At 58.6% G+C, this 13,693-nt stretch carries 13 protein-coding genes and 1 pseudogene; 6 read left to right on the forward strand and 8 right to left on the reverse strand.

What is annotated here, in order from left to right:
* Positions 1–479 precede the first annotated feature (479 nt).
* Entirely contained in the window at positions 480–785 is a 306-nt protein-coding gene (locus ACVW0B_RS13165; protein ID WP_457403737.1) for a helix-turn-helix domain-containing protein, read from the reverse strand.
* Here ACVW0B_RS13165 and ACVW0B_RS13170 point away from each other — a divergent pair.
* Both ACVW0B_RS13170 and ACVW0B_RS13175 read left to right on the forward strand, forming a co-directional pair.
* The gene (locus tag ACVW0B_RS13170) at positions 736–2,019 is read left to right on the forward strand and encodes a competence/damage-inducible protein A (RefSeq protein ID WP_414331859.1); all 1,284 of its coding nucleotides are present in this window, start codon (positions 736–738) and stop codon (positions 2,017–2,019) included. The genes ACVW0B_RS13165 and ACVW0B_RS13170 overlap by 50 nt on opposite strands.
* A gap of 102 nt (positions 2,020–2,121) precedes the next feature.
* Positions 2,122–4,275, forward strand: a complete 2,154-nt coding sequence (locus ACVW0B_RS13175; RefSeq protein ID WP_457491901.1) for a M48 family metalloprotease — start codon at positions 2,122–2,124, stop codon at positions 4,273–4,275.
* A 15-nt stretch (positions 4,276–4,290) separates the two neighbouring features.
* On the opposite strand, the pseudogene ACVW0B_RS13180 reads toward ACVW0B_RS13175, so the two are convergent.
* From ACVW0B_RS13180 to glpX, 5 genes and pseudogenes are all read right to left on the reverse strand, one after another.
* A pseudogene (locus ACVW0B_RS13180) lies at positions 4,291–4,501 on the reverse strand (hypothetical protein); the annotation flags it as partial.
* A gap of 83 nt (positions 4,502–4,584) precedes the next feature.
* Complete coding sequence (gene typA / locus ACVW0B_RS13185) at positions 4,585–6,402, reverse strand: translational GTPase TypA (RefSeq protein WP_414381575.1); 1,818 nt, start codon at positions 6,400–6,402, stop codon at positions 4,585–4,587.
* Between the two features lie 174 nt (positions 6,403–6,576).
* Positions 6,577–6,684, reverse strand: a complete 108-nt coding sequence (psb30, locus tag ACVW0B_RS13190) for a photosystem II reaction center protein Ycf12/Psb30 (RefSeq protein WP_011433833.1) — start codon at positions 6,682–6,684, stop codon at positions 6,577–6,579.
* A gap of 107 nt (positions 6,685–6,791) precedes the next feature.
* Positions 6,792–8,087, reverse strand: a complete 1,296-nt coding sequence (locus ACVW0B_RS13195) for a glutamyl-tRNA reductase (protein ID WP_414350542.1) — start codon at positions 8,085–8,087, stop codon at positions 6,792–6,794.
* 327 nt (positions 8,088–8,414) lie between these two features.
* Positions 8,415–9,458, reverse strand: coding sequence for a class II fructose-bisphosphatase (gene glpX / locus ACVW0B_RS13200; protein WP_414342167.1), 1,044 nt, complete (start codon positions 9,456–9,458; stop codon positions 8,415–8,417).
* 258 nt (positions 9,459–9,716) lie between these two features.
* On the opposite strand from glpX, the gene ACVW0B_RS13205 reads away from it, so the two are divergent.
* Positions 9,717–9,992, forward strand: a complete 276-nt coding sequence (locus ACVW0B_RS13205; protein ID WP_011433830.1) for a DUF1830 domain-containing protein — start codon at positions 9,717–9,719, stop codon at positions 9,990–9,992.
* A gap of 58 nt (positions 9,993–10,050) precedes the next feature.
* On the opposite strand, the gene ACVW0B_RS13210 is transcribed toward ACVW0B_RS13205, so the two are convergent.
* Complete coding sequence (locus ACVW0B_RS13210) at positions 10,051–10,317, reverse strand: hypothetical protein (protein ID WP_414409136.1); 267 nt, start codon at positions 10,315–10,317, stop codon at positions 10,051–10,053.
* A gap of 164 nt (positions 10,318–10,481) precedes the next feature.
* Between ACVW0B_RS13210 and ACVW0B_RS13215 the strand changes: the two genes are divergently transcribed.
* A complete protein-coding gene (locus ACVW0B_RS13215; protein ID WP_011433828.1) occupies positions 10,482–11,090 on the forward strand; it encodes a peroxiredoxin in 609 nt (202 codons plus the stop codon).
* A 167-nt stretch (positions 11,091–11,257) separates the two neighbouring features.
* Here the strand turns inward: ACVW0B_RS13215 and ACVW0B_RS13220 are convergent, their stop codons facing one another.
* Complete coding sequence (locus ACVW0B_RS13220; RefSeq protein ID WP_011433827.1) at positions 11,258–11,683, reverse strand: photosystem I reaction center subunit II PsaD; 426 nt, start codon at positions 11,681–11,683, stop codon at positions 11,258–11,260.
* Between the two features lie 243 nt (positions 11,684–11,926).
* On the opposite strand from ACVW0B_RS13220, the gene ACVW0B_RS13225 reads away from it, so the two are divergent.
* Both ACVW0B_RS13225 and ACVW0B_RS13230 read left to right on the forward strand, forming a co-directional pair.
* Entirely contained in the window at positions 11,927–12,790 is an 864-nt protein-coding gene (locus tag ACVW0B_RS13225; RefSeq protein ID WP_457491902.1) for an arginase family protein, read from the forward strand.
* A 312-nt stretch (positions 12,791–13,102) separates the two neighbouring features.
* Complete coding sequence (locus ACVW0B_RS13230; RefSeq protein WP_457491903.1) at positions 13,103–13,612, forward strand: class I SAM-dependent methyltransferase; 510 nt, start codon at positions 13,103–13,105, stop codon at positions 13,610–13,612.
* Positions 13,613–13,693 lie beyond the last annotated feature (81 nt).

The following is a 13,693-nucleotide window of genomic DNA, read 5'->3' on the forward strand; positions in this document are numbered from 1 at the left end:
GTCGGAAGCAGGAACCCGCCGAGACGACTGCGCAAGGAGCCATCCATGCGTAGCGTGGTAGGAATCTCCGGCCTTCAGGCCGGGGAGGATGTCAATGCTTGTTTCCCGTACTGCTCAGCCACAGCCTCTGGCCGTTCCTGGAACGCACTACGCGCCCACCAGTAGCAAGCGCACCGTCTTGGCATGTAGCTGGCGCTGCTTTCTGACCGCTATCTTGGAGGTCTGAAACTTGAGCAGCAAGACAATAAACCAAGACAATAAACAATGTCAAATAATGTCAAAGAAAATGTCAAAGAATAAATGTCAAAGTTGTCCACCCAGAACCTGGCCGCCTTGGCGCTCATCCCGCAAGTCTTGAATGGGCCAACGCAAACAATGACTGCCACTTTCTGGTTTGGTACGGGACTGCCTTCGCCCAATCTGGTAGAGAAGGCAAGATGTGGTGAGTAGCTACTTGCATCCAGGTGGACGCTCGCCTTCTAAAGACTTCCTAGGGTGCGGTTATAAACAAACCGAGCTGTTCCCAACCACTGCTGCAGCGTCTGTCGCTGTTGTGCTGTCGGATACATCTCGTCCCCCAATCTTTTTGCCGGCGCCGGAGATGGAAACTTGCCGGTTGTCTCACCGCCATTTGGAATGGCCAACTGCAAGCCCAAAATCTGGGGGCGCGCAGGGAGGCCGAGACCTCCCTGCTTGTATACTTCTCTTGCGGCTGAGCTGAGCTCGAGGCCAAGCATGATCCCACCGCAAACTGCTATTCCCCAAGGGGCTGAGATCCTCTGCATCGGCACAGAATTGCTTTTGGGAGAGATCACCAATACCAATGCCCAGTACTTGGCAGCCGAGTTGGCGCAACTGGGGATCCCCCACTATTACCAAACGGTGGTGGGGGATAACGAGGCCCGCATTCACCACGCGCTGGAGGTGGCCTGTGGTCGTTCCAGCTTGATTCTGATCACCGGGGGTTTGGGGCCGACGCCGGACGATCTCACCCATGAGGCGCTGGCTTCCTTTTTTGGGGCGGAGATGGTGGAGCACCCCCAAGTGTGGGAAGAGATCCTGCAAAAGTACGGGCAGCGGGGCCTTGTGCCCTCGCCGAGCAATCGCAAGCAGGCTTTTCTGCCCCGGGGAGCGAGGGTGTTGCCCAACCCGCTTGGCAGCGCCTGTGGCCTCATCTGGCAGCCCCGGCCCGACCTGCACATTCTCACCTTCCCTGGGGTGCCGCGGGAGATGCAACACATGTGGCGGGAGACCGCCGTGCCTTATCTGCGCTCCATCGGCTGGGGAAAAGAGGTGTTCTACAGCCGGGTACTGCGCTATTGGGGCATTCCCGAATCGACGCTGGCCGAACGGCTGGGATCCCTGTTGGCGGGGGAAAACCCTACGGTGGCTCCCTACGCCAGCCAGGGGGAGGTACGCCTGCGGGTTACCGGACGTGCTCCCAGTCGTGAAGAGGCCCAAGCCTTGATCGCCCCGGTGGTGGAGCAGATTTTACAGATTTCTGGAGAAGACTACTTCGGCAGCGATGACGCCACCTTGGCCGGTGTGGTGGGGGAGCTGTTGCTGCAACGGGGTCAAACTCTGGCGGTGGCAGAATCCTGCACCGGCGGGCTGCTGGGGCAGTTGGTGACCGGGATCCCGGGCAGCTCCCGCTATTTTGTGGGGGGGATCGTGGCCTACGACAACCGCATCAAGGAGCAGCTTTTACAGGTGAATCCGGAAACCCTGCGACAGCACGGGGCCGTGAGCGAGGCGGTGGCCGCCCAAATGGCGCTGGGGGCCAAGCAAGTCCTGGGCTCCAACTGGGCCTTGAGCATCACCGGCATTGCCGGGCCAGAGGGAGGCACCGCCACCAAGCCAGTCGGTCTTGTGTATCTGGGTTTGGCGGATCCGCAAGGGAAGGTGGAAGTACACGAGTACCGGTTTGGCAGCCTGCGCGGCAGAGAGGGGGTGCGTTGGTGGAGCGCCCAGACGGCTCTGGATCGCTTGCGGCGGCGCTTGCTCTGCTACCCCCTTTAGGGGGGATCCAGTCTCTCGGGGTTGGATCCCTGAGTAAGCTGGGGGAGCAGATGGATCCAACCGATCTCCAGAAGCAGACCCTACCAGGCAAGGAGCAAGCCGATGATCCCCGATGCCGTCCAGGCGGGCAAGGAAGCCCTGCGGCAGGGCCGCCTGCAAGAGGCCATCCAACTTTTTGAAGGCTACCTGGCCCAATCCCGTCAGCAGGACAAAGCATTAGGGATCCCGGCAGACTCATCTGACGGCGAAGCCCTGGAAGCCCAAATGAACCTGGTGCGGGCCTACCACCAGTTGGGCCAGACGGAGAAGGCACGGTCCCTCTGCCTAGAGCTGCTGCAACACCCCAACCCCCAGGCGCAAGGCTGGGCCAAGAAGATCTTGCTTCGCCTGCCCACTGCAACAGAGTCCCTGGCTGCTCCGTCCGCCAAACCTGTCGAACCGCGTTCTGCTCCCCCAGAGGAGCCGTCTCCTGGAGCGGGATCCCTGTCCACCCGTCAACGGGCCGCCCAACTGGGTATGAAGATCCCCCTGCCGGAGCGGGCCGGCCCCCTGCATTGGGCCAAGTGGGGATCCCTGGGGGTGGGCATTGTCTTCCTTTGGTGGCTGAGCTTTGTGTTGGTAGGCAGCCATCTGGATTTTGGCCGGCTGAGTTTTCCGCGGCAGCTTTGGTTTTTGCAGGGGTTGCTGCCCTGGCTGCGCAATGGCCTGCGGTGGTTGGTGGCCGGCAGCCTGGCGGTCAACTTTGGAGTAGGCCTTCTCTTTTTTGCCCCCTGGCTGATGGATCAGCTCCACCAACGGCTGCACAAGTTGCGTTGGGCCAGGCTTGGCGAAATCGAACGCCACAGCCCCGAAACGGCGCGCCTGCTGCAGCGCATCTGTGCCCAAAACCAGCTAAAACAGCCCCGACTGGGGGTGATCCCGGATGCTGGGCCGCTGGCCTTTGTTTACGGCACTTTTTCTGATGGCTGCCGCATTGTGGTCACCCAAGCCCTGTTGCAGCAGCTTTCTGAGGATGAGATTGCCGCCGTCTACGCCCAGGCCCTGGGGCGAATTGTTAATGGAGATATCCTGGTCATGACCCTGCTGGGATCCCCGATTCAACTGGTTTACCTGGCCCTAGAGCAGGTGAGCCAACTGGGAAGCAAACGGCGGGATCTCATCGGGCATGTGGCCCCGCTGCTCTACCTCATCTACACGGTGCTCTCCTACCCGCTGTTTTTCCTCTCCCGCCTGGGCACCTACCATGCCGACCATTTTGCTGTAGAGGCGACTGGCAACCCGAACGGGCTGATTGCTGCTCTGCTCAAATCGGCTGCCGGCTTACAAGAGGCCCACAAAAACGACCGCCGACCTTCCTCGCTGTTGCACTGCACCCGCCTGTTCAGCTTTTTGGACTTCAAAACCATCGCCGCTGCCAGTGCTGCCGCCCGCCTCCAGGATCCCTCCCAAGCTGGCCAAGTCTTTCTTTGGGATCAAATCAACCCTTGGGCCCGCTGGATGCAGGTCAATTCCAGCCATCCGCTGCCGGGGCACCGCTTCAAGGTCTTGGCGGGATATGGAGAGCGGCTGCGCCTCCTGCCGGAGCTGAGCCTGGGATCCGGGTCCAAATTGGATGTGGCCCGCCTGCAAAGCCGGTTTTGGCTGGATCTGGCCATCTACGCAGCCGAAGTGGTCGGGATCCTCATTGGCTGGCTGGTGGGGCTGATCCTCTACCTGCTGCTGCAAAACCGTCTCGATCCCAAGGTGATCGCGGCAGCAGCGGTGGTGGGCTACGGGGTGGGCTTGTGGGCCAAAGCGGGGTTGATGTACGGGGGATCCCTGCCGGCAAGGCCGACGGATGTGCTCAGCTTGCTGGCGGATCCCGACGCGGATCCCTGCCGCGGACAATGGGTGGAGCTGGAGGGGGAGTTGGTGGGACTGGGCCCCTCCGGCTATCAACTGGGGGCAGAGCTGAAGCTGCAAGAGGCCACAGGGCTGATCCCGGTGCGCTTCACCTCCCCTCTGGGCCCGGTGGGCAATGTCTTTTCCGGCCTGAAGCGGATCCGCGCCCTGGTGGGCCGGCGCGTCAAAGTGGTGGGCTGGTTCCGCCGCGGCAATACTGCTTGGGTGGATCTGGCCTACGTCCAGGTGGGATCCAATAAGCTGCACAGCCGACCGCGCCTTTGGCTGGTTGTGTTCGGCTTGGGAGTCATCCTGCTGGGGATTTGGGGGGCGTTCTATTTCCCCAACTTGGCCTCTTACCTGCGGCGGTGGTGAGCCAGGCTGATACATTTACGCTGAACACTGCTGAACATCACTGTTCAACTGTGCAGCGATAGCATTCTGTTTGTTTCCAACCAGAATGGCGGTATCCCGCAAAGCTTTGAGTAGAATACCCAAAGCGCAGTTTCCGTGTCGTCTTACTACCAATTTTCTGCTTTGCTTTGGCTACCATGTTGGCAGACTCGAAAGTAAACAGAAAGATCAACTGGTAGTAATCCGTACTGAGCATATTATACATTATTTTCAGTATAGTTGAGCTTATTATTGACTAGAGTCATGCTCTCTTCCAGTTGGCTGAGAAAACTAGCGGCGAGAGGGCGTTAACTGTGCCTTGCGCAGGCGCACCGACTGGGGCGTGATCTCCACCAGCTCATCCTCGCCGATGTATTCCAAAGCCCGCTCCAGGGTCATCTCCACCGGCGCTTGCAAGTGCACCAGCTCCTCCCCGCCCGCAGCCCGGTGGTTGGTCAGTTGCTTGGTCTTGCAGACGTTCAGCTCCAAGTCTTGGGGACGGTTGTGCTCGCCCACGATCATGCCCTTGTAAACGCGGGTACCTGGCGTAATAAAGAATACACCTCGATCTTCCGCATTCTTGAGGGCATAGGTAGTGGCCACCCCTTCTTCAAAAGCGATCAGCACCCCGTTGCGGCGCATTTCCATCTCAGAAGTCAGGGGACGGTATTCCAAAAAGCTGTGGCTCATGATCCCCTCGCCGCGGGTGATGCGGATAAACTCCCCCCGAAAGCCGATCAGCCCTCGCGCCGGAATGACAAACTCCAACTGGGCCCGACCATCGGATCCCACCATCATGTTCTGCATTTCTCCCCGCCGTTGCCCCAGCCGCTCGATGCAGGCCCCCACCGTCGCTTCCGGCACATCCAGCACCAAACACTCGTAGGGCTCATAGGGCTGGCCGTTGACCTCGCGGAAAATCACCTTCGGTTGCCCCACCTGAAACTCATAGCCTTCCCGCCGCATGGTTTCTAGCAGGATGCCCAGGTGCAGCTCGCCTCGCCCCGACACCAAAAAGCGATCCGGCGAGTCGGTTTCTTCCACCCGCAGCGCCACGTTGGTTTCCAGCTCCCGCATCAGGCGCTCCCGCAGTTGCCGCGAAGTTACAAAAGTACCCTCTTGCCCGGCGAAGGGGGAGTCGTTGACGCAGATCATCACCTGCAATGTGGGCTCGTCCACTTTGATGAGCGGCAGAGCCTGGGGATTTTCGGGAGAGGTGAGGGTGTGGCCAATGTTGGCCTCGGCAAACCCCGCCACAGCAACAATGTGGCCGGCGGTGGCTTCCGTCAGCTCGATGCGCTGCAGGCCCTGAAAGCCGAACAGCTTGGTTACTTTGCCCTTGGCAATGGATCCATCCTCTTTCACCACTGCCAATGGATCCCCCAGACGGATGGTGCCGTTGTGGATCTTGCCGATCACGATCCGGCCCAGGTATTCCGAATACTCCAGCGTGGTGACCTGCAGCTGCAGGGGCTTGCCGGGATCCCCAATGGGAGGTGGGACATGCTTGAGAATGGCCTCGAAAAGAGGCTTCATATCCAGGGATCCGCTGTACTTCCCTTCCAGAAAGTCTTTGAGATGGGCTTCTTCCAGGGCAAAGCCGCGCAACCCAGAGGCAAATAGATAGGGGAAGTCGCACTGGTCTTCGTCTGCCCCCAGCTCCAAGAACAAATCCAGCACCTTGTCGACGGCTTTGTAGGGCTCGGCGCGAGGCCGATCAATCTTGTTGACCACCACAATTGGGCGCAGGCCCTTCTCCAAGGCTTTGCGCAGCACAAAGCGGGTTTGCGGCATCGGGCCTTCGTTGGCATCCACGATCAACAAGCAGCCCTCCACCATCCCCAGCACCCGCTCCACCTCGCCCCCGAAATCGGCGTGGCCAGGGGTGTCGACGATGTTGATCAAGGTTTCGCCGTAGCGGACGGCTGTGTTTTTGGCCAAGATGGTGATGCCCCGCTCCCGCTCCAGCGTGTTGCAGTCCATCACACAGGTGGGGATGTCTTCCCCCTCCCGAAAGATGCCCGCCTGGCGCAACAGGGCATCCACGAGGGTGGTTTTGCCATGGTCAACGTGGGCAATGATGGCGACGTTGCGGATGGGGAGTGACATAGATAATCAGCCAGGGGAACATTGCCCTATAGGCAGGAGAGCCCTAGGGATCTCTTTACAACTTTAGCGCAAAGAAGCGTTACATCGCTAAACAGTTGAGCGCCCTTGACTCTGGGCTTAGCCCCAGCACTCCCAAGGGGCTATCCCGGCTGTCTCGATATCCAAAGGGATCCCCTACATATCGGCGCCGCGCAGATAGAGCAGCAGGATGACCGCCGGGCCTGCCAAGACAATCAAGGCCAGCAGGGCCAACTGCACAAAAACTTCGTATTGTCCGAACATAATCCCAGATCCTGTGGCTTACGCTTTGTATCCTAAGGGGTGCCCTCCACCCCAGATGGGAGAGCTGTTACAATTCTTCAAGTCATGCGCTCTTCGCCAAGGGATCCCTAGCGCTCCTGCTGGGCTTGAAACACCACTGGATCCAGGTTGAACAGTTCCTGCAAGATCCGCATAGCTGCCCGCCGCGCCTCAATATCCCGTTTGGCCCGCAGTTGCACCATCGGGTCGTGCAGGATCTTGTTGACGATGCCGCGGGTCAAGGCGTCGATCACCTCCAGGTGCTTCTCGGCAAAGTCCTTGCCCAGGCGGGAGAGAGCTTTTTCCATCTCCTGCTCGCGGATGGACTCCACCTTGTGGCGCAGGCTGGAAATGGTGGGCACCGTCTCCAGAGAACGCCACCACTCCATAAATTGATCCACCTCCTCTTCCACTAGGGCCTCGGCAGCCAGAGCCAGCTTTTGCCGTTGGGCGCGGTTTTCTTCCACGACGCGGGAGAGGTGATCCACATTGAACACCTGTACCCCCTTCAGCTTTTCCACGTCGGGATCGATGTTGCGGGGCACAGAGATATCCACCAACAACAGCGGCTGATCTGGCTGCAGCACCCCTGCCAGTTGCTGGTAGTTCAGGATCGGCTGGGTGGCGCCGGTGCTGGTGAAGACCAAGTTGGACTCGGCCACACTGTTCAGCAGCGACTCCCAAGGCAGCACCTGGATCGGCTGCTCAAATTGCTTGGCCAGGGCTTCGGCTCGCTCCAGGGAGCGGTTGACCACCGTGATATCGACTGCCCCTTTGGCCAACAGGTGCTGCACCAACAGACGGGCCATTCTCCCCGCCCCCACCACGGTAACTTTGCCCTGAGAGAGGGATCCCTGCTCTTGCAGAGCCAACTCCACCGCTGCCGAGCTGATGGACATGGCGCCGGTGCCGATCTCCGTTTCGGTACGGACGCGTTTGCCGGCGGTAATGGCCGCCTTAAAGAGGCGATTGAGGATGCGATCCATGCCGTTGCAGGCTTGGCCCAGTTGCTGGGCTTTTTTCACCTGCGAGAGGATCTGCCCTTCTCCCAGCACCAAGCTATCTAGCCCGGCAGCCACCCGCATCAGGTGGGTTACGGCATCTTGGTAGAGAAGGGTAAACAGGTGCGGACGCAGTTGGGGCAAGGGGATCCCTTTCAGCTCAGCCAAGAACTGCATCGTCTGCCGGACACCACTCTCCATTTCTGAGGTGACGATGTAGACCTCCAGCCGGTTACAGGTGCTGAGGATCGCAGCCTCCTCAATGTGGGGGTGGGTGCGAAGCTGCTGGATCGTCTCTCCCACCTCCGCCTCCGCGATGCTGAGGCGCTCCCGAATCTCTACGGGAGCTGTGCGATGGCTAAGACCGACAACCGCGATAAACATGCCTCTCCGTCGTCTGTACAGCAACAGCAAAAGTTATTAAAAACAAAAACTCTGAACAAAAGCAAATATTGTTTCAGAGAGAAAGCAAGAGCTGTGACCGATACGAGGGGATCCCTTGACTCGGTTCCAGCAAGCTTAGGTAACTTTTCTCAGCCTACCTAAACCCTAAGACCAGTATCGAACCGGTTTTGCCGGATTTTGCTGAAGAGTTATTACGTTTTCACGGGTTGGGGCTTGATAGATTTCGTAACTTTCCCAAAAAGGCAAGGGCGACCTCCAGCAGGGGAAAGCCGCCCCGATCTCCGAGGATGTTGGGTAGGGGATCCCTCAGCGCAGTTGCAGGCCGCGGGGCTGCTGGCCATCTTTCATGTGGATGGTGTCCACAAAGCGCACCGTGCGGGATTGGCTGGAAATCACCAAGGTCTCGGTGCGGGCCCCGCCCCCGAAGAAGCGCACCCCGCGCATCAAGTCGCCATCCGTGATCCCGGTGGCAGCAAAGAGGACTTCCTTGCCACTGGCCAGCTCCTCACACTCCCACACCTTGTCCGGATCCTCGATGCCTTTTTCTTTGAGTTCCCGTCGCGTTTCCTCCACGGGTGGCAAGTAGGTGCCTGCCTGAACTACTTCGGGATCGTAGATCAGCCGACCTTGGAAGTGGGCGCCCAAGCACCGCAGAGCAGCTGCCGAGATCACTCCCTCAGGAGCAGCCCCGATCCCCATCAGGGCATGAATGCCGGTGCCGTTGAAGCCCGCCGAGAGAGCCGCCGAGATGTCGCCATCGGTGATCAGCTTCACCCGCGCCCCCGCCTCTCGAATTTGGCGAATCAGATCGAGGTGGCGCTTGCGATCCATGACCACCACCGTCAGATCCGATACCTCCCGATCCAGGCTTTCGGCGATGATCTTGAGATTTTTCTCTGGCGGATAGTCGATGTGCACCTTGCCCTTGGCCTGGGGCGGAGCTGCCAGCTTTTGCATGTAGATGTCCGGGGCGTGGAGAAGGCCGCCTTTCTCGGAGATGGCCAGCACGGCCATGGAGCCATTTTGGCCTTTGGCCACCAGGTTGGTGCCCTCGCAAGGATCCACAGCAATATCGATCTCCACCAGCTCTTCCACACGGCAGAACTGCTCAGCATCCGGGCGGGTACAGATGCCCACTTCTTCGCCGATGTAGAGCATGGGGGCCTCATCGCGGGTTCCTTCCCCGATGACGATGCGACCGCGCATAGGGATCTGGTTTAGTTTTTCCCGCATGGCCTCTACAGCCACCTGATCCGCAGTCTTGTTGTCCCCTTTGCCCATCCAGCGGGCGGCGGCAATGGCAGCCTGCTCCACGACTTCGATGATCTCTAGCCCCAACTTGTTGTCCACGATGTGCCCCCTTGCTGATCTCGGAATGGTGAAGGCCAACTTAAGGATATCTTCAGACTCTTCCCCTCAGTTTACCAGGGCAGGCTTCTCCTCGGGATCCGATTCTCTCAACCCCTATAAGCTGAGAGAACAAATCCCCCAAAGCTAGACAGAAAGAGCGATCCCCGTCTTGGTGGCTCGCTATTGTCGCTTGGGGATCAGGGATGGTAGCCTATTTTAAGGGCAATAAGTTTTTCTTAACGCAATTAAAAAAACGCAATGAAAAGATACGCTTTCGTCAACCGTTCCGGACAGGTTCAGGTGATCCGAACGATCCCCGGCCACTGGGAGCGCACCCTCTTCCCCGGCCAGCAGGCGATTTTTGAGGCGGAGCCGGACGACTATCTGGAAGTCTACAGTTGCTGCTGCTCCACCGCCATCCTGGAAGAGCGCCGCCTCTGTCGCTATCTGGTGGATTCTTCCTCGCCTGAGGTTGACCTCTACCTGTGGTCATCTTCGCAACGGGGAACTCTGGCGGATGCGTTGAATGGTTGACAGGCTCTAGCGGCTGGCTGCCCCATAGGGGCAAGAGGACTGGGTTTGCCCAGGATAACTAGATTGGGGATCGCTTCTCCTGAGGCCGATCCCCGGATTTTTCAGAGGGCGGATGCGGATCTGGAGAAGGGGCATCGGGGGGACGGGTCAGGCAACTGCCCCGCGCAGCATTGCGAAAGGTATCGATGCGCTCCACGCAATTTTGATGGCCGCAATAGGGGCAATACAGGCGATCCCCAGGTTGGGGCTCCACATCGGCCTGGCTCCACCACCGCCGACAGCGGTCACAACAAAAGTGATAGAGGAACTCCAGCGCCACTCTCATGGGATCCCTTGCAGAGCTGAGCCGATCAGCATGGAAAAATGGGCATTATCCGGATCCCGGCAGTTGGGATCCGTCGCTATCTATCGAGTTAAGGCAGAGTCATTATGAGTATGGTATGTTAGGTTTGGTTTACATTTGCACTTTACCGCAAGGAGCGTTGATTGATGTCTCAGGAAGGATGCCTGCGAGTGGGGCAGCCCGCTCCCGATTTTTCCGCCACCGCCGTCTATGACATGGAATTCAAGACGGTGAAGCTCTCCGACTACAGGGGTAAGAAGTATGTGGTGCTGTTCTTCTACCCCTTGGACTTCACCTTTGTCTGCCCAACGGAGATCACGGCCTTCAGCGACCGCTATGACGACTTTGCCAAGCTGGATACCGAGATCCTGGGTGTTTCAGTGGATAGCGAATACTCTCACCTGGCCTGGATTCAAACCGACCGCAAGGCTGGAGGGGTGGGTGAGCTGAGGTATCCTCTGGTCTCTGACCTGAAAAAGGAGATCAGCGCTGCCTACAATGTCCTGGATCCGGAAGCGGGTGTGGCGCTGCGCGGCCTGTTCATCATCGACAAAGAAGGGATCATCCAGCACGCCACCATTAACAACCTGGCCTTTGGCCGCAGTGTGGATGAAACCTTGCGCACCCTGCAAGCTATCCAATACGTGCAATCTCACCCCGATGAAGTTTGCCCGGCCAACTGGCAGCCCGGCCAGAAAACCATGCACCCCGACCCGGTGAAATCCAAGGAGTTCTTCGCGGCGATTGCCAAGTAGGTTGGCCCCTGGGATCCCTGGCTACATATAGGAGATCCCCAGCGCTTCCGGGCGTAGCTTCAGCTCAAGGTGGGCTGGAGCTTTTTTGTCGAAAACAGGCAAGCAAAAGATCCCCCGACCTTGCTAGGGGATCCTGAAACCCAGTAGGGAGCGAAGCTTTGGGGAGTTCAATCCCAGGGTTTCCCGCCGGTGAACTTGTAGGTAATCGGCTCCTTGTTTTTGCCGATGTTGCGATCCACTTTGCCGACGGGCTCGCGGCCTTCGTTGACCTTCTCAGGAAAAACGCCGTCTTTAGGATGCACCAACACAGGCTCTCCACCCGCCGGAATGCGGAAGATCTGGTAGTCGTTGATCTTGTAGTCGGATCTCAACTGGGCACCCAGCGCCAAACACTGCTCTTTGCGGGCAAAGGTGAGAAAGTTTTTGCCTTCCACCATTTCGGCAGCGCCGCCGGTGGGCATTTCAAACACCTGCCCCGGCTTGCCCGTCCAGGTGATGACGTATTTTTCTTCGGTTTCGGCTGCGCTCAACAGCCCTCCGGTGGATCCCCCAAATAGAGGCAGCTTTGCTCCCTGACGAGGATCGCCTTCCATCACAGCCATAGTCTACCTTTCTCAACTCGTTGTGGTTTGCGGTGGTTTGCCTTGTCCAAACCGCGGTTTGCGGCGCGAAGCACTTTGAATCTACCACTGACTCGATTTTTGGCCCCAGTTCCGCCTGGGAACTGTAATCTTTCGTAGCAGACTGGCTGGCCCTCAGACGGATCCCTGGGCGCCCTGTAGGCCACCATAGAACAAGCCGGAGACCCACAGCTTTCTGGAAAAGGAACAGCGCCCATGGCCCAGTGGTCCCTCCATCCCAGCTCGCAATCCAATGCCAGGGTCATTCTCATTCCCACCGCCTTTGGCCACGACACTCAGGCTCCGATGGCCATTCTCAATGCCGGTTCGGAGCTGTGTGCCTTCGAGCCGAGGCTGGGGATCGATGTGGATAGGCTGGCGGTGGCGCAGTTGCCGGGGCTGGTGGATGAACCTCCCTACGGCATGTGTGAGGCGGCGGTGGCTCAAGCTTGGAGACGACAACAATGGCCGGTGCTGTTGCCCTCAGTCTTGGCTGCCAGTTGGGGGGCCATTCGTGCCCTTTGGAAACACCACCCAACCCTGAGCGTGGTGCATTGCAGCGCTCATGCCAACCTGATGCCGCCCCCAGAGATGACCCAGCCGGATCAAGATACAAGCTATGGCAGTGCTGCCTGGGTGGAGTTGCTCTATCAGCACAAGCTGCCGGTGATCCATGTGGGATTGCGCAGCGGCAGTGCGCGGGCCTACGCATGGCTGAAAGCCCACCACAGCCCAATATTCTGGGCCCAAGATGGCTGGGATCCCCAGCAGGTGGTGGCCTCTTTGCCGGATCAACCGGTGTTTTTGGTGGTGGACTGCAGTGTGTTGGATCCTTCCTTAGCGCCCGCCGTGCATCACCCAGAGCCAGGGGGGGTGAGTTGGTTCCAACTGTTGCAGACCTGTGAGGCCATCTTTGCTGCTCGTCCTGTGGTTGGCCTTTCACTGGGAGGGGTGGCGGTGGGATCCGCAACGCGGCAAACCGCTCGCGTGGTGGCCCGCCTGCTCAATTGGTTGCTGGCCTGCTATGCTCTCCACTCCCTGAAGGTGACCGCTCAACCGCAACCTGTCCAGACGGTTTAAGCTGCTCAAAGATGAATGCCTGAATATCTGGAAATGGTTGCATGAACCTGATATATTCACGCTGAACTCTCCTGAACATGGTTCAGGAAAGAAGCGATCGCATCCTGCCTATCTCTGAGCAGGAAGGCGGTATCCCGCAAAGCCCTGAGGAATACCCCCCGAGCGCTTTCCCCCTTCACTTCCCGGCAACCGTTGCGGTGGACTCAAGGATCAGGGGGAAACTTGGTCTACTATATCCCTCTCAATGACTTTTGCCAAACCGCCTAAAGCTCAGTAAATTCAGCAAAGTTCAGGGTTTTGGGGGTTAGAGGCATGCTCTATCGCCGAATAATCTTCCCGCGGCTGTTGGATTTAGCTCTCTCGGGGGAAGGGATGGAGCGCTATCGGCGGCAGCTTCTGGCCCATGTGCAGGGATCCGTTCTGGAGATTGGTTTTGGCACCGGCCTCAACCTACCCTGCTACCCAGAGCACATTCGCAAGATCACAGGGGTAGACCCCAATCCCGGCATGGGATCCCTGGCTCATCGGCGCATTGCCTCTTCTCCCATCGCCGTTGATTGGCAGGTGGCGGATGCCCAGAAACTGCCTTTTCCAAGCCAGAGTTTTGATAGCGTGGTCAGCACCTGGACATTGTGCAGCATTCCCAATGTGGCCAAGGCTTTAGGGGAAATCCGGCGGGTGTTGCGAGCGGGGGGCAAGCTGTTTTTTCTCGAACACGGCCTCAGCGAGGATCCCCAGGTGCAAAGATGGCAAAATCGTCTCAACCCCCTCCAAAAAGTGATTGCAGATGGCTGCAACCTCAACCGAGATACAGCCTGTTAAGGGCTCAAGGGGTACAATAGCAGCACTTAGCAAACCAACTTCGGAAGGAGGATGGATTGATCAGTAGTAAAGAAGTCTTCA

It is taken from the genome of Thermostichus sp. MS-CIW-23 (assembly GCF_054059455.1).

Bases quoted from the DNA above. Each gene is read 5' to 3' on its own strand.
- typA (WP_414381575.1), bottom strand. From the start codon at position 6,402: ATGTCACTCCCCATCCGCAACGTCGCCATCATTGCCCACGTTGACCAT.
- ACVW0B_RS13225 (WP_457491902.1), top strand. From the start codon at position 11,927: ATGGCCCAGTGGTCCCTCCATCCCAGCTCGCAATCCAATGCCAGGGTC.
- ACVW0B_RS13165 (WP_457403737.1), bottom strand. From the start codon at position 785: ATGCAGAGGATCTCAGCCCCTTGGGGAATAGCAGTTTGCGGTGGGATC.
- ACVW0B_RS13220 (WP_011433827.1), bottom strand. From the start codon at position 11,683: ATGGAAGGCGATCCTCGTCAGGGAGCAAAGCTGCCTCTATTTGGGGGA.
- psb30 (WP_011433833.1), bottom strand. From the start codon at position 6,684: ATGTTCGGACAATACGAAGTTTTTGTGCAGTTGGCCCTGCTGGCCTTG.
- ACVW0B_RS13195 (WP_414350542.1), bottom strand. From the start codon at position 8,087: ATGTTTATCGCGGTTGTCGGTCTTAGCCATCGCACAGCTCCCGTAGAG.
- ACVW0B_RS13210 (WP_414409136.1), bottom strand. From the start codon at position 10,317: ATGAGAGTGGCGCTGGAGTTCCTCTATCACTTTTGTTGTGACCGCTGT.
- ACVW0B_RS13175 (WP_457491901.1), top strand. From the start codon at position 2,122: ATGATCCCCGATGCCGTCCAGGCGGGCAAGGAAGCCCTGCGGCAGGGC.
- ACVW0B_RS13205 (WP_011433830.1), top strand. From the start codon at position 9,717: ATGAAAAGATACGCTTTCGTCAACCGTTCCGGACAGGTTCAGGTGATC.
- ACVW0B_RS13230 (WP_457491903.1), top strand. From the start codon at position 13,103: ATGCTCTATCGCCGAATAATCTTCCCGCGGCTGTTGGATTTAGCTCTC.
- ACVW0B_RS13170 (WP_414331859.1), top strand. From the start codon at position 736: ATGATCCCACCGCAAACTGCTATTCCCCAAGGGGCTGAGATCCTCTGC.
- ACVW0B_RS13215 (WP_011433828.1), top strand. From the start codon at position 10,482: ATGTCTCAGGAAGGATGCCTGCGAGTGGGGCAGCCCGCTCCCGATTTT.